Source organism: Thermaerobacter nagasakiensis, from assembly GCF_055396825.1.
Map to the genome: position 1 here is coordinate 1,634,027 of NZ_AP043740.1, position 17,981 is coordinate 1,652,007.

The following is a 17,981-nucleotide window of genomic DNA, read 5'->3' on the forward strand; positions in this document are numbered from 1 at the left end:
ATTGTACTACAAGGAGGAGGGCCTCCGGCCGGGCCGGGGCGGGATCCCGGAGCCCGGCGAAAGGACCCCGCTCCCTGGGGAGGTGACAGCGTGCGCGTCCAGTTGACGCCGAAGGCCGCGGCCTTTGCGGCGCGCGAGCTGGCGCGGCGGCCGGAACTGAACTACACCCTCACCGTGGAAGCGTTCCTGGTCTCGGGCTGCTGTTCGCCGAACCTGCCTCCCGAGGTGCACCTGGGGCCTCCGCCCAGCGGTGATTTCCGGGCCGTGACGGTGCCCCTGGCGGTCCCCGGCGGCGGGCCCGCCGGCGCGGGCCGGGAATCCGACCGCGGTCTTGCCCCGGGTCGTGGGCCGCTCCCGGCGGGCGACGGTGCCGCGAGCCCGGCGGCTGCCCGGGCGGCAGGCGCGGCGGCCGGGTCGCCCCAGCCGGCGGTGCCGGCAGCGGAGGTATACATTGACCCGCTGGTGGATGAGTTCGTCCGGGAGTGGTACGGGGAAGGTGGGCAGGAGCAGGCCCGGCGGGCGGTGCTGCGGATCGACCTGGCCCGGTACGGCGAGCGGGAAGAACTGGCGGTCCGGCCCTGGCCTCCCCGGGCCGAAGAGGCCGGAGAAGGCGGTGCGGCCACCACAGAACATCCCGCGCCGTGACGAGGACCCCGGACTGCCGCGACGGCAGGCTGCGTCAGGCCGGTGGGCCGCAGGCGCCCCGAAGGCCCGCGGAACAGAACCCGGAGCCGGGTGGGCCCCCAAAGCCCGGTGGCCCGGCCCGGGCCCGGCCCCCGCGGGCCCGCCGGGTTCTACCCCCCGCCCCCGCTTCGTAAGGTGCAGCGGGGGGATGTCCCGCCATGGGGCCCAAGGCGTGGTGGGTCTGGGCGCACGACCTGGGGGCCGTGCTGTGGCTGGGCAGCGTCCTCTACCAGCTGCTGGTGGTGGCGCCCGTCCTGGCCGGCCAGCCGCCCCTCTTGCGCCGGCGCCTGTGGTTGCAGCTGGTGGCCCGGTTTCACGGGGTGGCCGTCGTGGCCGCCACAGCGGTGGTCGCCAGCGGCATGGCCCGGGTGCTGGCCCTGCCCTGGCCCCTGGCCCAGCTGCCCGGAACCCTGTACGGGCGCCTGCTGCTGGCCAAGATGGCCGGGGCGGCAGGCATGCTGATCACCGGGGCGGCCCTGGCCTTCGGGGTGACGGCCATGCTGCGGGATCCCCGGGGCATGGAGCGCTTTCCCCTGGCGGCCCGCTGGCTGGTCCTGCTGCTGGCCCTGGAGGCCGGCCTGGGGGCCGTGGTGCTGTGGTGTGTGGCGCGCATCCACGGCGGCTGAGGCGGCGTCGTGCCGCGGCCATCAAGCCGTCAAGGCCTGGCCTGGGGCGCCGCGGGACGCCGGGATCGGGCGGCTCCGGGAGGCGGCGCGGGCCGCCGGCGCCGGGCCGGACGGGCCGCCCGGGCCGGGGTGCGCCGCCGGTGCCGGGGACCGGCATCCGTTGGGCTACAATGGGGGCGTACCGCGGCGGCCGGGTCGGACGAGCCCGGCCGTGCCGACTTCGCCTAGGAAAGGGGACGCCCCATGCCACGACGGGCTGAAGAATTCGACCTGGACCGGATCAAGCGCGCGGTGCTCGACATCCTCGAGGCGGTGGGCGAGGACCCCCGGCGCGAGGGGCTGGTGGACACCCCGCGCCGGGTGGCGGAGGCCTATCAGGAACTGTTCAGCGGTCTCGGCCGCGATCCCGCCGACGAGCTCAGCGTGTTCTTCGAGACCGACCACGATGAGGTGGTCCTGGTCAAGGACATCCCCTTCTACTCCATGTGCGAGCACCACCTGCTGCCCTTCCACGGCCGGGCCCACGTGGCCTACCTGCCGCGCAACGGCCGCATCACGGGGCTGAGCAAGCTGGCGCGGGCGGTGGAGGTGGCGTCCCGCCGCCCCCAGCTCCAGGAGCGGCTGACGGTCCAGATCGCCGATGCCATCGAAGAGCGCCTCAACCCCCGGGGCGTGGTGGTGGTCATCGAAGCCGAACACCTGTGCATGACCATGCGGGGCATCCAGAAGCCCGGGTCCTATGCCGTCACCTCCGCCGTCCGGGGGCTCTTCCGGGAGAACGTGGCTAGCCGTCAAGAGGTCTTCGCCCTGATCCGCAGCGACCTGCGGCCCTGAGGGCGCCAGCCCCGGACGGGCGCGCCCGGGCCGGGTTCGTCCCGCCGGCGGCCGCGGCGGCGCCCGCCCCCGGGTCCCGGCAGGAATCGGCGGCCGCGCGGGGAACGGGAATGCCCATCGACAAGGAGGGATCCCCTTGACCGACCGCCGCGACCCCTTCCGCGAGTACTCCATCGAGACCCTGGCGGTGCATGCGGGCCAGGCGCCCGATCCCGCCACGGGCTCGCGGGCCGTGCCGCTCTACCAGACCACGTCCTTCGTGTTCCAGGACACCGACCACGCCGCCCAGCTCTTCAACCTGGACGAACCCGGCAACATCTACACCCGCATCAGCAACCCGACCACGGAAGTGTTCGAGAAGCGCATGGCCTACCTGGAGGGCGGCGTGGCGGCCGTGGCCACGGCCAGCGGCCAGGCGGCGACGACGCTGGCCATCACCAACATCACCCGCGCCGGCGAGGAGGTGGTGGCCTCCTCCAGCCTCTACGGCGGCACCTACCAGCTGTTCGCCAACACCTTCAAGGACCTCGGGATCACGGTGCGCTTCGTCGACCCGTCGGACCCGGAGAACTTCCGCCGGGCCATCAACGAGCGCACCCGCTGCATCTACGCCGAGATCATCGGCAACCCCAAGCTGGACGTGCTGGACGTGGAGGCCGTGGCGCGGATCGCCCACCAGCACGGGATCCCGCTGATCGTCGACAACACCTTCGCCACCCCCTACCTTTGCCGGCCCTTCGAGTGGGGTGCCGACATCGTGGTCCACTCGGCCACCAAGTGGATCGGCGGCCACGGCACCTCCATCGGCGGGGTGGTGGTGGATTCCGGCCGGTTCGACTGGGGGAACGGCAAGTTCCCCAGGCTGGTGGAACCCGATCCGGGCTACCACGGCATCTCCTACTGGAACGACTTCGGCACGCTGGCCTACATCACCAAGCTGCGCGTCCACCTGCTGCGCGACGTAGGCGCCTGCCTGAGTCCCTTCAACGCTTGGCTGTTCCTGCAGGGGCTTGAGACCCTGCACGTCCGCATGGACCGCCACTGCGAGAACGCCCTGGCCCTGGCCCTGTGGCTGAAGGAGCACCCCGCTGTGGCGTGGGTGGCCTATCCCGGCCTGCCGGACCACCCCACCCACCACCTGGCGCAGAAGTACCTGCGGCCCGGGCGGTACGGTTCCATGATCGTCTTCGGCGTCAAGGGCGGCCTGGAGGCGGGTCGCCGGTTCATCGACAACCTGTCGCTCTGGTCCCACCTGGCCAACGTGGGGGACACCAAGTCCCTGGTGATCCACCCGGCGTCCACCACCCACCAGCAGCTGACTTCCGAACAGCGGCTGGCCGCCGGCGTGCCCGACGACCTGGTGCGCCTGTCGGTGGGCATCGAGGGGCTGGCCGACCTGCAGGCGGACCTGGACCGCGGCCTGCGGGCCGCCGCGGGATTGCCCCCGGCCCAGGGGGACGGCGACCCGGTGTCGACCCTGCGGCTCAACGACGAAGGGGTGATCCGCGAGGTGGTGGGCCGCGCCACCGTGGACGAACCCGGCGGTCCCCGGGCCCGGGTGGTGGCGGTGGTGGGACTCTCGTCCGATCCGGGGCGGCCCAGCTACCGGGTGGCACGCAAGCTGCAGCGCATGGGTTACAAGATCGTGCCCGTGAACCCGCGGGCCAGCGAGATCCTGGGCGAGAGGGCCTACCCCGACCTGGCCTCGGTGCCCGGCCCGGTGGACGTGGTGGTGGTGTTCCGGGCGCCCGAACACGCGCCGGCGGTGGCGCGGGAGGCGGTGGCCCGCGGCGCCCGGGTGTTCTGGCTGCAGGAGGGCGTGGTGAGCCCGGAGGCGGCGCGCATTGCGGCCGAAGGCGGCCTCGCCGTGGTGATGAACCGCTGCATCTACAAGGAGGCCCAGCGCTGGCGCGGCCACGTGGCCACCTTCCGCGGCACCTCCTGAAGGAAGGCTGCAAATTGCCCCTTTCCAGACCGGTCGGATGGGATAAAATAGCCTTTGGCTGCTGGCAACTCGGGAGGTCGGTTGGATGGCACGCTACACGGGCCCCAAGCACGCCATGTGCCGGCGTGTGGGCCGGCCGCTCTGCGGGTCGCCCAAGTGCCCCGCCCTGAAGCGGCCCTATCCGCCCGGACAGCACGGTCCGGGCCGGCGGCAGAAGCTCAGCGAGTACGGCCGCCGCTTGCTGGAGAAGCAAAAGCTTCGCTTCATGTATGGGGTGCTGGAGCGCCAGTTCCGGCGCTACTTCGAGCGGGCGCAGCGGTCCAAGGGCAACACGGGGGAGCGGCTGCTGCAGCTGCTGGAGACCCGGCTGGACAACCTGGTCTACCGGATGGGTTTTGCGCCGACCATCTGGGCGGCGCGCCAGCTGGTGGTCCACGGCCACATCCAGGTGAACGGCCGCAAGGTGGACCGCCCGTCCTACCAGGTTCGTCCCGGCGATGTGATCGCCGTGCGGGAGAAGAGCCGCCGGATCCCCCTGATCCAGGAGAGCCTGGAGAACGCCCAGCGGGCGCCGGATTACCTGAGCGTCGAGCCCGAGAGGTTCCAGGGCACGCTGCTGCGGGTGCCCGCCCGGGACGAGATCCCCATCGACATCGAGGAATCCCTCATCGTCGAGTTCTACTCGCGCTGACGCACGGCAAGGCCGGTGCCCGGGCACCGGCCTTGCTTTTTCGCGGGACGTTCACCGGCCATGGCGGCCGGGCCAGCGGGAGGGGACGGCAGGTGCAGATTCAAGCGGAAATGGCCGGGATCGTCCAGGAGGTCCTGGTGCAGGAAGGCCAGGCGGTGGAGGCCGGCCAGGACGTGGTGATCCTGGAATCGATGAAGATGCAGATCCCCGTGGCCAGCCCTGCCGGGGGCACCGTCCGGGCGGTGCGCGTGCAGCCGGGCGATTTTGTCAACCAGGGCGACGTGCTCATCGAGCTGGACACCTGAGGCAGCCAAGGCCACGGTCGAGCGCGGGAGGGGAGTCCATTGACCGGCGGCACCGGCGAGCTGGACCGGCAGCTGCTGGAGCGGCTGGCTGCCGTGCGCCGCGGCGGCCCGGAACGCTATCACGCCAGGAACCGGGAGCAGGGCAAGCTCTTCGCCCGGGAACGGCTCAGGCGGTTGCTGGACCCGGACAGCCTGGTGGAGGATGCCACCTTAGCCAACGTGCTGGCGGGGGATCTGCCCGCCGACGGGGTGATCACCGGCATCGGCCGCATCGCCGGCCGGCCGGTGGCCGTCATGGCCAACGATTCTACGGTGAAGGCGGGTTCCTGGGGCGCCCGCACCGTGGAGAAGATCCTGCGCATTCAGGAACAGGCGCTGCGCCAGCGCATCCCCATGCTCTACCTGGTGGACAGCGCGGGGGCGCGCATCACCGACCAAGTGGAGATGTTCCCCGGCCGGCGGGGCGCGGGGCGCATCTTCTACAACCAGGTGCGCATGTCGGGCGTGGTGCCCCAGATCTGCCTGCTCTTCGGCCCCTCGGCGGCCGGCGGCGCCTACATCCCCGCCTTCTGCGACCTGGTGATCATGGTGGAAGGCAACGCCAGCATGTACCTGGGCTCGCCGCGGATGGCGGAGATGGTCATCGGCGAGAAGGTGACCCTGGAGGAGATGGGCGGCGCCCGGATGCACTGCACCGTCTCGGGCTGCGGCGACGTGCTGGTCGCCGGCGAAGAGGAGGCCATCGCCGCCGCCCAAGCCTATCTCTCCTACATGCCGAGCCACTGGGAGGAGCGTCCACCCCGGGCGGAGCCGCGGCCCCCCGCCCCGGGACCGGCCATCGACAGCATCATCCCGGCCAGCGCCAACGTGCCCTTCGACATGTACCGGCTCATCGACCGCCTGGTGGACGAGGGCTCCTTCTTCGAGATCAAGCGCCTCTTTGCACCGGAGCTGATCACCGGGCTGGCGCGCCTGGACGGCCGGGTCGTGGGCGTGGTGGCGAACCAGCCCAGGGTGCGGGGTGGCGTGCTGTTCGTCGACTCGGCCGACAAGGCCGCCCGCTTCATCTGGCTCTGCAACGCCTTCAACATTCCCCTGCTGTTCCTGGCCGACGTGCCGGGGTTCATGATCGGCTCGGCGGTGGAGCGGCAGGGCATCATCCGGCACGGGGCCAAGATGATCGCCGCCGTCTCCGAGGCCGAGGTGCCCAAGATCTCGGTCATCGTGCGCAAGGCCTACGGCGCCGGCCTCTACGCGATGGCAGGCCCGGCCTTCGGCGCCGATGCCTGCCTGGCCCTGCCCACGGCCCAGATCGCAGTCATGGGACCCGAGGCGGCGGTGAACGCCGTCTACTACAACCACATCGCCCAGCTGGAGGGGGAGGAGCGCCAGCGCTTCATCGACGAGAAGCGGCGGGAGTACGCCCGGGACATCGACATCTACCGCATGGCCTCGGACCTGGTGGTGGACGAGGTGATCCCGGCGGCCCGGTTGCGCGAGGAACTGGTGCGGCGCTTCGCCCTCTACGAGAACCGCCGGCGGGATTGGCCCGCCCGCCACAACCCGGTGCACCCGGTCTGAGCCGCGGGGCTCCGCAGCCGCCGGCGCCGTCCCGGCGTCGGAGCGGGAGCCCGGAGCCGGCTGCCCCTGCCGGCCGCTGGACCCGGTGTCCGGGCCGGTTGCCCCGCGTCGCGGTAGGCTGCCCGGGCGGAGGCCGCCTGCAGGCGGCGTGTCGAATCCTGTCTTTCGTTCGACACCGGCAGGAACGGCCCGGGGCAGGCGGTATCCCTGTTTGTATGGGAAGATACGTCCCGGCCCGGAGCGGAGCTGGACGGGCCCGGCGAGAGGCCGGGACCCGCGCAAACCCACGGTGGGCCGGGTGGGGAGGTTGAGGGGGTGCCGCCGGAAGAACCCAGCGGCGGGCGCCGCGTGCTGGTGGTCGACGATGTGCCCGCGGTGCGCGCCTTTCTCCAGCTGGCCCTGGCCGAGCAGGGCTATCAGGTCATGCTGGCCGGCGACGGCCAGACCGCGCTGCAGATGGCCCGGGAGGTTCAGCCGGACCTGATCCTCCTGGACTGGGTGATGCCGCGGATGAACGGGGCCCAGGTGCTGCGGGCCCTGCGCCGAGACCCGCGGCTGAAGCAGGTCCCGGTCGTGCTCATGACCGGCAGCGTGGGTGTGGACGAGATTGCCGCCGGCTACGGTGTGCAGTGGATTCTGGAAAAGCCTTTCGGCGTGACCGACCTCTTTCTGATCCTGGAAGAGGCGCTTTCTGCCGTGGAACCGGCCTGACCGGCCTGCGGTGCGGGCCGGAGGCCGGTTCGGGCGGTGGAGCCTCACGGGAGCCAGCCGGGGGGCAGGCAGGGCGCGAGCCCGCCTGCCCCCCGGCTGGCCTTTCCCGCTGCACACCGGTCCGGCGCAGCAAGGGCCGAAAGAATGCGGCCTCCGAACGAGGCCGCGGGAGATGGGGCTGGGGCTGGTGCTGGGTTCCGTCCCGGTGCTGCCGGAGGTTGGTCCCGGGGTGGGCGCCGCGGGCGGATGGGGCCGGGGTACGGCCGGGTCCGGCCTGGGGCCGGGCGGCTCAGCGCTGCAGGTAGCGGGCGTCCACCCAGCCCTCGTACGTCCGGCCGTTGGCCTGGTAGCGCACCCGGGCCCAGCCGTTCTGTTCCTCCAGGACCTGGACCGTGCTCCCCTTGGCCAGGGTACCGACCCGGGTGGATTCCTGGGTGGGTTCGGCGCGGACGTTGAGGTACTGGGTGGTGACGGTGGCCGTCTGGCCGGTGCTGGCCTGGGGTTCCGCCGGCTCGGCCGCCTGGCCCCCGGAACCCGTGGAGCCGGTCTGGTCCCCGCCGGCGGCCTGGTCATCCCCGGTGCTGCCCTGGTCCGGCCAGCCGGCGGCCAGGTCGCCACCGCCCGCCAGGGCCGCGGAGATCTCGGCCTGCTGGGCTTCGAGCTGGGTCATGCGCACCGTCAGGTCGTCGACGGTGGTCATCGTCTGCTGGACGTTGTTGAGCCAGCCCCCGACGCTGTAGGCCATGAAGGCCACCACCAGGACGGCGACCACGACCCAGAGGCGATTGAGTCGCTCCATACCCGCACCCTCCTCTCGTGGTACAGGAATATGGGGGGCTGTCAGCGATTATTCCGCCCGTCCAGCCCCGGCGACGGCCCGTTGTCCACCGGGGCGGGGTGGGCTAACCTGGGAGCGATGGGGATTCAAGACCGGGCTGGAGGAAGGGAGCCTTGACGGTCTCGGCAACTGATTCCCAGGCCGCGGTGGTCCATCTGGTGACCCCTGGCCTGGAGGGCGAGGAGGAAGACCTGCCGCCTGCCCTGGTGGCCGCCCTGCGCCGTCACTGGCCGCGGGTCGCCGTCTGGCCCGTGGCCGACGGGGAGGCGGAGCAGATCCGCTGCCTGGCCGCCCTGCCCCCGGGCGAGCCCGTGCTGCTGGTGCCCGCCCGGGACGCGGGTCCGGAGCTGGGGAAGCTGGTGGCAGGCCGGGTGGCGGTGGCCGCGGGCCGGGTTCTTCCCGGCAGCCGGCTGGATACGTGGGTGGTGGAAAACTACCGGGCCGGATACCTGGCCGGCAAGCACCTGGTGAACCTCAAGCACCAGGAGGTTGCGTTCCTGGGCCCGGCAGGCGAGTCGCCGGCGGCGGGCGAGCGGCTGCGGGGTTTTCGCCAGGCCCTGGCCCATAACGGCCGCCAGCTGCCGCCGAAGCGGGTCGCCCAGGTGGCGCCCGATCCCGTCGCCGTGGCGGAGGCCTGCCGCCGCTGGTGGTCCGAGGAACCCGGCCCCACGGCCCTCTTCGCGGCCTCGGCCCAGCTGGCGGCCTGGGCGGTCGAGGCCCTTGAGGAGCTGGGCAAGACGGTTCCGGGGGATGTGGCCCTGGTGGCCTACGGCGGCGGGATGCTGGCCCGGGCGGTGCGGCCCCGGCTCACGGCCGTCGTGCCGCCCCTCGAGGAGCTGGCCCGGCAGGCGGCCGCGGCGCTGGCCCAACGGGCCGCTGCCGGCCGGCAGGCAGGGGACGTCCGGGCGGAGCCCGAACGCCTGGCCCCCCGCCTGATCATTCGCCAGTCCTGCGGCCTGCGGGCGGCGGGTGCGTGAATGCCCCAGGCCGGAGGCCCCGCCGGGTCCTCTTCCCCCTACCCGTAGCAACCGGCCGTCGCAACCGGCGGCACCGGAACGGCGGGAGGACGGAACCGGGCCCCTGGCAACGCAAACCCCGCCGGCCTCGGGCCGGACCGGCAGTGCCGGTCCCCGGCGGGGTTCTGTCCTGGTGGCCGGTAGCGCCCCCTGGCCCCCGCCCTGTCCTGGGTGCCGGGCATTGCGGGCCAGCGGGCCACCGGATGGAAGCCCGGCCCGGGCGCTCAGCCGCTGATGCCCGGCTGGCGCTGGATGACCTTCACCAGGGAGCTGGCGATGGCCTCCTGTTCCTGCTGGTTGGCCACCTGCCACATCTCCTTGAGCAGCCGCTGTTCGGGCGTGCGGGGTTCGACCTCCTGCGCCAGCCAGTCACCGATCTGCTGGGCGCGCGCCTTGATGTCCTGCTGGGACATCCCGGCCTGCCGGGCGGCCTGGATGCGCTGGGAGAGTTCCCGGGCGAACTGCTGGAACTGGTCGGTCACGGGCATGGGAAACCGCCTCCTTCCCGTTGGGTCGGGCGTAGTATCCGCGTACCCCCGCGGCGGTATTCCTAAGGAAGAACCGGGCCGGAGCGTGGGGCCACCGCGGGGCAGGGGCCGGCCGCGCTCCGGTCGAGCTCTGGCCGCGCGAGCCCGGCCCGGCGGCCCGAGGTGGCGGACCTGGAGGGCGTGGAGGGGGGCGGAGGGCGGGGTGCCGCAGGCGGATGGAGGAGGTGTGAGGGCGTGCAGCTCGAGGAGCGGGTGCTGCCGGCCCTGGACGAGCGGGTCTATGAAGCGCGGGTGGAACCGGGCGCCGAGGTGGTGGTGATCCGCAAGCCGGGATTCGGGAAGAAATACGCGACCTATGCCACCCGGTACGGCAGCATCGACCGGGTGCTGCAGGACCCGGAGACGGGGCGCCGGATGGAGATCCCGCCCGGGGCGGCCCATTTCCTTGAGCACAAGATGTTCGACAAGCCCGAGGGCAGCATCCTCGAGCGCTTTGCCCGGCTGGGCGCCAGCATGAATGCCTACACGGGCCACTTCTACACCGTCTACCTCTTCTCGGTGGTGGAAGCCTTCGAGCCCTGCTTTGAGCTGCTGCTGGACTACGTGCAGGACCCGCGCTTCACCCCGGAAAGCGTGGCGAAGGAGCAGGGGATCATCGGCCAGGAGATCGCCACGGCCTACGACCACCCGGTGCACCGGCTCTACTACGACTTCCTCGAGGCCATGTACCGCGAGCACCCCGTGCGCGACTGGATCCTGGGATCGCCCGAATCCATCGCCACCCTGACGCCGGAGTTGCTGGAGGCCATTCACCGCACCTACTACCACCCGGCCAACATGACCGTCTGCGTGGTGGGGGACGTGGATCCCCGGCGGGTGGTGGACATGGTGGCCGCCGACCTGGCCCGGCGCCGCTTCCCGGCGCGGCCCCGGCCGCGCCGGGAAGTGCCCGAGGAGGGTCCCGACCTGGCGCGTCCCGCGGTGGAGCGGCAGATGGCCGTTTCCCGCCCCTACGTGCAGTGGGGCATCAAGTTCGGTCCCTTCCCGGCCGCGGAAGAGGGCTTGCGCGATGCCGTCCTGGGGGATCTGGTGGCGGAGGCGCTGTTCGGCCGCCTGAGCCCGTGGTATGAACAGCAGTACCGCCGTCACGTGATCACCGACCGCTACTGGTTCGGCCTGTCGGTGGTGCCCGGCGCCGCCCACTGGGAGGTGGGCGGCGAGACCGGCGACCCCGACGCCTTCGCCGCGGCCTGCAGCCAGCGCCTGGGGGAGGCTCTGAGCGGAGGGCTCGACCCTGGCCTTTTCGAAGCGGTGCGGCGCAAGGCCCTGGGCGAGTTCCTGTCGGTGCTGGACTCGCCGGAAGACCTGGCCCACGCCTTCCTCACGGACCGCTTCCTGGGGTGGGACTTCTACCGGCGGCTGGAGATCCTGGAACGGGTCGATGTGGAAGCGGCCGACCGCTGGCTGCGGGAGCACGCCGACCCGCGGCGCACGGTGCGGGCCGCGGTGCTGCCGGGGAAGGAGGCGGCATCATGAGCGGCGGCCTGGATCTAGGGCGGGCGGCGGGCTTCATCCGGCATGACCTGCCCGGCCTGCGCGTGCACGTGCGGCCCGACCCCCGGTTCAAGCGGGTGGCGGCCGTCCTGGCCTGGCAGATGCCCCTGGCGACGGACACCGCCAGCCCCTTCGCCCTGCTTCCCCGGTTGCTGCGCCGCGGGACCCGGCACCATCCCGACCTGCCCGCCCTGGAGCGGGCGCTGGCGGAGCTCTACGGGGCCAGCCTGGGCGCGGGCGTGGAAAAGATGGGCGACCGGCACGTGGCCACCTTGACGTTGACGTGGCCCGCGGGCCGCTTCGTCCCGGGGGCCCGGGAGGAGGGCGCCGGCGGCCTGGTGGCGCGCGCCGCAGGGCTGTTGATGGAGGTGTTCACCGACCCCTACCTGGACGGCACGGGGTTTCCGGCGGACCGGGTCGCGGAGGAGAAGGAGGCGCAGATCCAGCGCATCCGGGCCCTGGTCAACGACAAGGCGACCTATGCCTTGCGTCACTGCCTGGAGCATCTTTGCGCCGGCGAGCCTTACGGCCTCAGCGAGCTGGGGGACCCGGAGCGCCTGGCCATGCTGGACGGCGAGGACCTGCTCCGCATGCACCGGCGGGTGCGGGCCGTGGCTCCCCTGGACCTGTTCGTCGCCGGGCCGGTCGAGCCCGGCTCCCTGGTGGAGGCGGTGGCCGCCGCCTGGGAGCGGGCGGGCGGCGGGCCCAGGGAGGTCCTGTCCCTGCCTCCGGCGGTGATCCGGGGCCCCCGCCCCGAACCCCGGCGGGTGGAGGAGACCTTGCCCATGGAACAGGGATGGCTGGTCCTGGGGCTGAGGGCCCCCATCGGTTTCGACCACCCGCTGCGGCCGGCGCTGGAGATGTACAACGGCATCCTGGGCGGGTTCGTCCACTCCAAGCTCTTCCTCAACGTGCGGGAGCGGGCCAGCCTGGCTTACTCCGCCTGGTCCCGCCTGGTCCGCGGCAAGGGGCTGATCCTGGCCATGGCGGGCATCGACCCCCGCCGCCGCCAGGACGCCGAAGCCATCATGCTGCGCCAGGTGGAAGACATGGCGGCCGGCCGCATCAGTGACGAGGAACTGGAGGCCACCCGCCGCTCGCTGGTGGAACGCCTGCGGGCGGAGCTGGACCAGCCGGGTGCCCTGATCCGCGCCGCCCTGGAAGCGGAGGTCCACGGTCACCGGGACGACCCGGAAGAGCTGATCCGCGCCTGGCAGGGCATGGGCCGGGCGGACATCCAGGCGGTGGCCCGGCAGGTGGGGCTGGATACCGTCTATTTCCTGCACGGCGGCTCCGGAACCCAGGGCAGTGAAGGTGGCCATGGCACGGCCTGAAAAACCCCGTTCCCTGGAACCCGAAGCCCCGGGCCGGGGGGCGGGTCCCGCCCGGTGGCTGGTGCCCGTGGCCGCGGCGCTGGCCCTGGGCGCGTTGACGGCCCTGGCCGTGTTCCTCTGGCCGGGGCCCTTCCGGCGGGAGGTCCTGGGCCGGGCCCTGGCCGTCGAGGTGGCCCTGGTCCTCCTGTCGGCCCTGAACTACTCCGGGTTCTTGTGGGGCCGGCGGACCTTTCTCGAGCTGGTCACGGCCCAGCCCCACCCCCCGCCCGAAGAACTGGCCCGGCGGGACGAGCTGTTCGTCCAGCTGGCGCTGGCGGGGGCGGTGCTGTTCGTGTTGTGGCTGCTCGCCGGCGGCTGAGGAGGGCCGGGTGGGCAGGGGGCGGGGCGATCGGCTGGCCAGGGCCAGCGGGGTGGAGGGAAGCCTGCCAGGCCGACGGGGCCCGAGCCTGCCCGCGTGCGGGGACGAACCGGGTCCCCGCCCTAGGGACCGGTGCGCTACAATAGCGACGAAACCTTGAGGGACGAGGCCGGCCGCCCGCGGCCGGTGGGGCGCTCCCCTGGGATGGGGGAGCGGCCCGAGGAGGTGCCAGCGTGGGACCGATTGGCTTGCCAGAGCTCCTGTTGATCGGCGCGGTGGCTTTGATCGTCTTCGGCCCGGCGCGCCTGCCCGAGCTGGGCCGCTCCCTGGGCCGGGCCATGCGCGAGTTCCGCTCGGCGGTCCGGTCTCTGGACGACGGCGACGAGGACGCCTCCCCAGCCCGCGGGACGGCCGGAGGGACGGCGACGGCCGGAAAGGGCAGCACGGCAGCGGCCCGCACGGCCGGGGCCGGGGCGGGCGTGCAGCCGGCGGAGGGGGCTCCGGCCGGCGAGCCGAGCCGCCAGGAACCGGCCGGATGAAGGATGGCCCCAGCGGTGGAGGAGACCGGAGGAAGCGGCTTCTGGCCCTCCCTGGCCGCGCACCTCAGCGAGCTGCGGCTGCGCCTGATCTACAGCGGGCTGGCCCTGGTGGCCGGCGTGGCGGTAGGGTTCGTCTACGCCCGGCCGGTTTTGGAATGGCTGATCGAGAAGGGCCCCGAGGTCAAGCTGGTGGCCCTGGCTCCCGCGGAGGCCTTCCTGGTCACCCTGCGCATCGCCGTGCTGCTGGGCCTCGGCCTGGCGTCGCCCGTGGTGGTCTACCAGGCCCTGCGCTTCATCTGGCCGGGGCTCACCGAGGCGGAGCGCCGGTACGTGCGCTGGTACGCGTTCCCGGCCCTGGTCCTTTTCGCCGCGGGGCTGGCCTTCGGCCTCCTGGTCGCGGTGCCCATGGCGCTGGACTTTCTCCTGGGGTTCAATGCCGGCCCCATCGAGCGCACCCTCTCGGTGCAGGCCTACGTCGACTTCGTCACCGGCCTGGTCTGGCCCTTCGGCTTCATCTTCGAGTTGCCGGTGGTGGTGGGGATCTTGACGGAGATCGGGCTCCTCACCCCGCCGTTCATGGCGCACCTGCGCAAGTACGCTCTGCTGGCCTCCCTGGTGGTGGCGGCCTTCCTCACGCCGACCACCGACATCATCACCCAGCTGGTCTTCAGCGTGCCCCTGGCCGTGCTGTACGAGGCCGGTTACGGCCTGTGCTGGCTCATCCACCGGCGGCGGTCGTCGCAGGGGCGGCCCGCGCCCCAGGGAGGCGGGCCGCAGGGGGGAGGAGTGGCCGATGCCTGAGCCGGAGGGAGGCGGCCACCGCTTGCAGGGAGGCGGGCGCCGCTTGCTCTGCCTGACGGCCCACCCGGATGACGAGTCCTTCAGTCCGGGCGCCTCTCTGGCCCGGTACGCCGCCGAAGGGGTGGAGGTGACGGTGGTGTGCGCCACCCGCGGCCAGGCCGGCAAGGCGGGTGACCCGCCCCTCTGCAGCCGGGCCGAGCTGCCCCGCGTGCGGGAGCAGGAACTGCGGGCCGCCTGCCGGGAGCTGGGGGTGGCCCGGGTCCATATGCTGGACTACGAGGACGGGCGACTGGCCCAGGTGGCCCCGGCGGAGCTGGTCGCGGTCCTGGCCGGCCGGATGGAGCGGCTCGAGCCCGACGTGGTGCTGACCTTTCCGCCGGGGGGTATCTCTGGCCATACCGACCACCGGGTGCTGTCCCGGGCGGTGGAACAGGCCTTCCGCCAAGTGCTGGCACCAGGGGACCGGTCGCGGCTCTACTACTTCACCCTGCCTGCCGCCGTCTACCGGCTCAACGGGCTGGGTCGCCCGCCCCATCCCCTGGACGCCACCGTCACCACCGTGGTCGATGCCCGCGCCTGGGCGGAGCGCAAGCGGGCCGCCCTGGCCTGTCACCGCACCCAGCACCGGTCGGTGGAACGGGCCTTCGGCGGCTTCCCGCCGCCACCGTCACCGCGGCTGGGATGGGAATTCTTTTACAGGGCGTGGCCGCCCCTCCCGGCAGGCCTGCCACCCCACCCAGAGGCGGTGGCCGCGGCGGCGGCGGCTCCCGAGGAGGTGCGCCCGGCCGTAGCCGGCGCGGTGGAGTGGGGCCTCTTCCCTGCGGCCGCCGGCTAGCGGGCGGGTCCAGCGGGCGGCGGCGGCGAGGCGGGTGGCGCCGGCGAGGCGGGCCGCGCCGGCAGCGATCGCAGCAACCCAGGAGGCGATACCGTGGACGATCGGGAGCGGAACCGGCCGGAGCCGGAGAGGGTAGGGGGAAGCGACGCCGCAGGCGGCCCGGGGCAGGCCAAATCCGCAGGGGCGGCGCCTCGGGGCGAAGGGCGCCCGCAGGCCGGGGACCCGGGTGCGGCCGGGCCCGCCGGGAGCGAGGCGGGGCGGGCCGGTTCGTCCGGCAGGGGCCATGCGGGACAGGGCGCGGACGCAGGCGCGACGCCGCCGGCCGGTCCAGGCGCCACGGGGCCGGCCACAGGCCCCAGCGACCCGGAGGCCCTTATGGATCTTTATTACGAGGTGTCCATGGAGGGCGTCGATCTTGAGCAGTTCCTGCAGCGACTGGACGCCGGCGAGTGGGGACCCGTGGAGCCGGAGGTGGTGGCGGACTTCCTGCGGGACCTGGAGGCGGTGATCCTGAGCAACATCGAGGTGAAAGCCATGGAAGGCCCCCACTACGCGGGTCGCCGCCTGGAGGTGATCGAGGAGACCCTGCGGCAGTTCGAGGAGCTCATCGCCCGCTATCTCAGCCGGGGATCGGGCGCTTAACGGCCCAGGCGCAACTCGCCGACCCCCCGGGTGTCGCCCGGCGCCAGGGGCGGGAGCCACGTGACCGTACCGACCTCGGCCAGCTCCTGGGGGTCCAGGCGGCCGTCGCGGGTGGCCTGACGGTACTCCTCCCGGGTGAGGGTCACCGCCGCCACCATCTGCTCGCCGGCGCGGGTGGTGGGGTACGTGGCTCCCACCGACACGGCCTGCCACTTCTCGTACTCCGGCCGGCCGAAGACCACGTCCATGATCCGACGGCAATCCTCAAGGATGGCGGCCTTCAGCGCCTCGCGGGAGGCCGCCCGGTCGGCCCGCAGGGTGACCAGCAGCGTGGTGCTGGCCGCCTGGGATCGGCGGTGATCCTCGGGCCCTTGCTGGACGAAGACCTTGCGGTTTTCGCCCCGGTTGGACGGGGTCACCGCTGCCTGGAGGTCGGCGCTCAGCAGGGGGCCCTCGTTCCACCGCGGCTTGGTGAACACCGCCGCCCTGCCGGCGCTGTGAGGCTCCCAGCCCACCCACACCGCCAGGGAGAGCACGGCCAGGGAGACGGCCGCCGTCAACCAGCCCGCCGCATGGCTGCGCAGGCGGAACAGGCTGCTGCGGCCGGTGACGATGGCGGTGACCCCCGCCACCATACCGGCCAGGGCGACCAGTCCCAGAATGCCGAGCACGACATAGGGCACCGGTTGGAGCAGAAACCGTGTCACCGTGGGGGCCTCCTCCGGGCGGCGGACCGCCTTAGAGGGCGGTGCACCGCCGGGGCGGGCTGCCGGCGCCTGGCGCACCGGGCCGCCTGCCGCCTTGTCCGGCCCTATTGTTCCCGACCGGAGGATTGCGATGCCGCGGCTCCCGGAGAGGCCGCGCTGGAAGGTCCCGCCGCTGCCCCCGCTGCCCTCCCGCCGCCGGCCGCCGCCCAGCCTACCGTCGCCAGCAGGGCCAGGAGCGCCAGCCGGAGGCCCCGGTCCAGGCCGGATCGATCGATGTACTCGTCCAGGGTGTGGGCGCCGTCGCCGTGGCGGATGCCGAAGGTCACGGCAGGGATGCCGCGGCTCAGGGGCAGGTTGGCGTCGGTGCTGGCCGGCAGGTCGTGGGCGGGGATGCCGCAGGTGCGCATGGCTTCCCGCACCAGGGCCACCAGGGGGTGGTCCGGCGCCAGGGCGCCCTGGGGCCGGTCACCGGCCACCGCCACGTCCACATCCACTCCTTCTTCCCCGGCGGCCTTTGCCAGCACCTGGCGCACGGCCTGTTCCAGGCTCGCCAGGGCGGTGGCGTCTTCCGACCGCAGGTCCAGCTCCAGCTGGCAGGTGGAGGCGATGGTGTTGACCGACGTGCCGCCGCTGATGCGGCCGGCGTTCCAGGTGGTGCGGGGCTCGGAGGGCATCGGCAGGCTTGCCAGCCGGGCCAGGGCGCGGCCCGCGGCGACGATGGCGCTGGGCTGGCCGAAGTCCTTCCAGCTGTGCCCGCCGGGGCCGGTGAAGGTAACCCGCAGCCGCCGGCTGCCGATGCCCCGGTAGCACAGCATGCCCAGGCCACCGTCCAGCACGAGCATGGCCGCCGGGGGGACGGGGCAGGCGTCCAGGAAGGCGCGCATCCCCCGCAGGTTGCCCAGTCCTTCCTCCCCGGTATTGAACAGCCAGATCACCGGCACGGGCGGCGCGAAGCCGGCGTGGGACAGGGCCTCGGCCAGCAGCAGCAGGCACGCCACCGAAGCCGAGTTGTCGCCGATTCCCGGCCCGTACAGCCGCCGGCCCTGGCGGCGCACGGTCAGGGGGGTCTCCGGCGGGAACACGGTGTCCAGGTGGGCCGAGATCACCACCGGGGCCGGGGATCCGGCACCGTCCCCAGTGCCATGGCCGGTTGGGCGGCCGCGCCCCGCGAGGTCCCGCGGGGCCGGGGCCGGGGCCGGCTTGAGTGCGGGCCAGGGCGCCCACACGTTGCCCGCCTCGTCCCGCCGGACCGCCAGCCCCAGCTCTTCCAGGCGGGCCGCCACATAGCGGGCGCGGGGTTCTTCCGCAAAGGTGGGAGCGGGGATCTGGGTGATCCGGACGATCTCTTCCACGTAGCGGTCCAGCTGGCGCCTGAGATAGGACCAGGCGTGGCGCCAGGTGGGGTCCTGCAGGACCTGCCGGACCAGCGGGCCGGCCGCCGCGGCCGCGGCGGCTTCCCCGGCGGAGCGGGCGGGAGTCGGCGGCGGCATGC

At 73.0% G+C, this 17,981-nt stretch carries 20 protein-coding genes; 16 read left to right on the forward strand and 4 right to left on the reverse strand.

The features are described 5' to 3' along the window. Positions 1-90: 90 nt before the first annotated feature. The 8 genes from ACZ5T9_RS06915 (at position 91) to ACZ5T9_RS06950 (ending at position 7,377) form a co-directional block, all read left to right on the forward strand. Positions 91-645: a hypothetical protein gene (locus ACZ5T9_RS06915; RefSeq protein WP_464832365.1), complete on the forward strand. Its 555-nt coding sequence runs from the start codon at positions 91-93 to the stop codon at positions 643-645. Positions 646-842: 197 nt separating this feature from the next. Further along, on the forward strand, positions 843-1,310 hold the full coding sequence (locus ACZ5T9_RS06920; protein ID WP_464832366.1) for a CopD family protein: 468 nt from the start codon (positions 843-845) through the stop codon (positions 1,308-1,310). 243 nt (positions 1,311-1,553) lie between these two features. Beyond that, a complete protein-coding gene (gene folE, locus ACZ5T9_RS06925) occupies positions 1,554-2,144 on the forward strand; it encodes a GTP cyclohydrolase I FolE (RefSeq protein WP_006903751.1) in 591 nt (196 codons plus the stop codon). A 136-nt stretch (positions 2,145-2,280) separates the two neighbouring features. Further along, entirely contained in the window at positions 2,281-4,089 is a 1,809-nt protein-coding gene (locus tag ACZ5T9_RS06930; RefSeq protein WP_006903752.1) for a PLP-dependent aspartate aminotransferase family protein, read from the forward strand. Positions 4,090-4,174: 85 nt separating this feature from the next. Beyond that, entirely contained in the window at positions 4,175-4,780 is a 606-nt protein-coding gene (rpsD, locus tag ACZ5T9_RS06935; RefSeq protein ID WP_464832368.1) for a 30S ribosomal protein S4, read from the forward strand. A gap of 92 nt (positions 4,781-4,872) precedes the next feature. Then, positions 4,873-5,085 carry an acetyl-CoA carboxylase biotin carboxyl carrier protein subunit gene (locus ACZ5T9_RS06940; protein ID WP_006903754.1) on the forward strand — a complete coding sequence of 71 codons (213 nt, stop codon included), beginning with the start codon at positions 4,873-4,875 and terminating at the stop codon, positions 5,083-5,085. 39 nt (positions 5,086-5,124) lie between these two features. Further along, a complete protein-coding gene (locus tag ACZ5T9_RS06945; RefSeq protein ID WP_006903755.1) occupies positions 5,125-6,666 on the forward strand; it encodes an acyl-CoA carboxylase subunit beta in 1,542 nt (513 codons plus the stop codon). A 315-nt stretch (positions 6,667-6,981) separates the two neighbouring features. Further along, the gene (locus tag ACZ5T9_RS06950) at positions 6,982-7,377 is read left to right on the forward strand and encodes a response regulator (RefSeq protein WP_006903756.1); all 396 of its coding nucleotides are present in this window, start codon (positions 6,982-6,984) and stop codon (positions 7,375-7,377) included. A 289-nt stretch (positions 7,378-7,666) separates the two neighbouring features. Here the strand turns inward: ACZ5T9_RS06950 and ACZ5T9_RS06955 are convergent, their stop codons facing one another. After that, the gene (locus ACZ5T9_RS06955; RefSeq protein WP_464832370.1) at positions 7,667-8,176 is read right to left on the reverse strand and encodes an SH3 domain-containing protein; all 510 of its coding nucleotides are present in this window, start codon (positions 8,174-8,176) and stop codon (positions 7,667-7,669) included. A 152-nt stretch (positions 8,177-8,328) separates the two neighbouring features. Here ACZ5T9_RS06955 and ACZ5T9_RS06960 point away from each other — a divergent pair, with 152 nt between their 5' ends. After that, positions 8,329-9,192: a substrate-binding domain-containing protein gene (locus ACZ5T9_RS06960; RefSeq protein WP_006903758.1), complete on the forward strand. Its 864-nt coding sequence runs from the start codon at positions 8,329-8,331 to the stop codon at positions 9,190-9,192. 263 nt (positions 9,193-9,455) lie between these two features. On the opposite strand, the gene ACZ5T9_RS06965 is transcribed toward ACZ5T9_RS06960, so the two are convergent. Next, complete coding sequence (locus ACZ5T9_RS06965; RefSeq protein ID WP_464832371.1) at positions 9,456-9,719, reverse strand: DUF3243 family protein; 264 nt, start codon at positions 9,717-9,719, stop codon at positions 9,456-9,458. Between the two features lie 234 nt (positions 9,720-9,953). Between ACZ5T9_RS06965 and yfmH the strand changes: the two genes are divergently transcribed. The 7 genes from yfmH to ACZ5T9_RS07000 all read left to right on the forward strand — a co-directional run bounded on the left by yfmH (position 9,954) and on the right by ACZ5T9_RS07000 (position 15,782). Further along, positions 9,954-11,255 (forward strand): EF-P 5-aminopentanol modification-associated protein YfmH, encoded by a 1,302-nt coding sequence (yfmH, locus tag ACZ5T9_RS06970; RefSeq protein WP_464832372.1) that lies wholly within the window; start codon positions 9,954-9,956, stop codon positions 11,253-11,255. Next, positions 11,252-12,607 carry an EF-P 5-aminopentanol modification-associated protein YfmF gene (gene yfmF / locus ACZ5T9_RS06975; protein ID WP_464832373.1) on the forward strand — a complete coding sequence of 452 codons (1,356 nt, stop codon included), beginning with the start codon at positions 11,252-11,254 and terminating at the stop codon, positions 12,605-12,607. Before yfmH ends, yfmF begins: the two co-directional genes overlap by 4 nt. Beyond that, positions 12,594-12,965, forward strand: coding sequence for a hypothetical protein (locus ACZ5T9_RS06980; protein ID WP_464832374.1), 372 nt, complete (start codon positions 12,594-12,596; stop codon positions 12,963-12,965). Before yfmF ends, ACZ5T9_RS06980 begins: the two co-directional genes overlap by 14 nt. A 233-nt stretch (positions 12,966-13,198) precedes the next feature. Next, complete coding sequence (locus ACZ5T9_RS06985; RefSeq protein WP_464832375.1) at positions 13,199-13,504, forward strand: twin-arginine translocase TatA/TatE family subunit; 306 nt, start codon at positions 13,199-13,201, stop codon at positions 13,502-13,504. A 15-nt stretch (positions 13,505-13,519) separates the two neighbouring features. After that, positions 13,520-14,305 carry a twin-arginine translocase subunit TatC gene (gene tatC, locus ACZ5T9_RS06990; RefSeq protein ID WP_464832376.1) on the forward strand — a complete coding sequence of 262 codons (786 nt, stop codon included), beginning with the start codon at positions 13,520-13,522 and terminating at the stop codon, positions 14,303-14,305. Beyond that, positions 14,298-15,140 carry a PIG-L deacetylase family protein gene (locus ACZ5T9_RS06995; protein ID WP_464832378.1) on the forward strand — a complete coding sequence of 281 codons (843 nt, stop codon included), beginning with the start codon at positions 14,298-14,300 and terminating at the stop codon, positions 15,138-15,140. The genes tatC and ACZ5T9_RS06995 overlap by 8 nt, the downstream gene beginning before the upstream one ends. Positions 15,141-15,233: 93 nt before the next feature. Next, positions 15,234-15,782: a hypothetical protein gene (locus tag ACZ5T9_RS07000; protein ID WP_464832380.1), complete on the forward strand. Its 549-nt coding sequence runs from the start codon at positions 15,234-15,236 to the stop codon at positions 15,780-15,782. Here ACZ5T9_RS07000 and ACZ5T9_RS07005 read toward each other — a convergent pair. Further along, positions 15,779-16,489: a hypothetical protein gene (locus ACZ5T9_RS07005; protein ID WP_464832381.1), complete on the reverse strand. Its 711-nt coding sequence runs from the start codon at positions 16,487-16,489 to the stop codon at positions 15,779-15,781. The two genes, ACZ5T9_RS07000 and ACZ5T9_RS07005, sit on opposite strands and share 4 nt — an antisense overlap. A gap of 104 nt (positions 16,490-16,593) precedes the next feature. Further along, on the reverse strand, positions 16,594-17,979 hold the full coding sequence (locus tag ACZ5T9_RS07010; protein WP_464834408.1) for a M20/M25/M40 family metallo-hydrolase: 1,386 nt from the start codon (positions 17,977-17,979) through the stop codon (positions 16,594-16,596). Positions 17,980-17,981 lie beyond the last annotated feature (2 nt).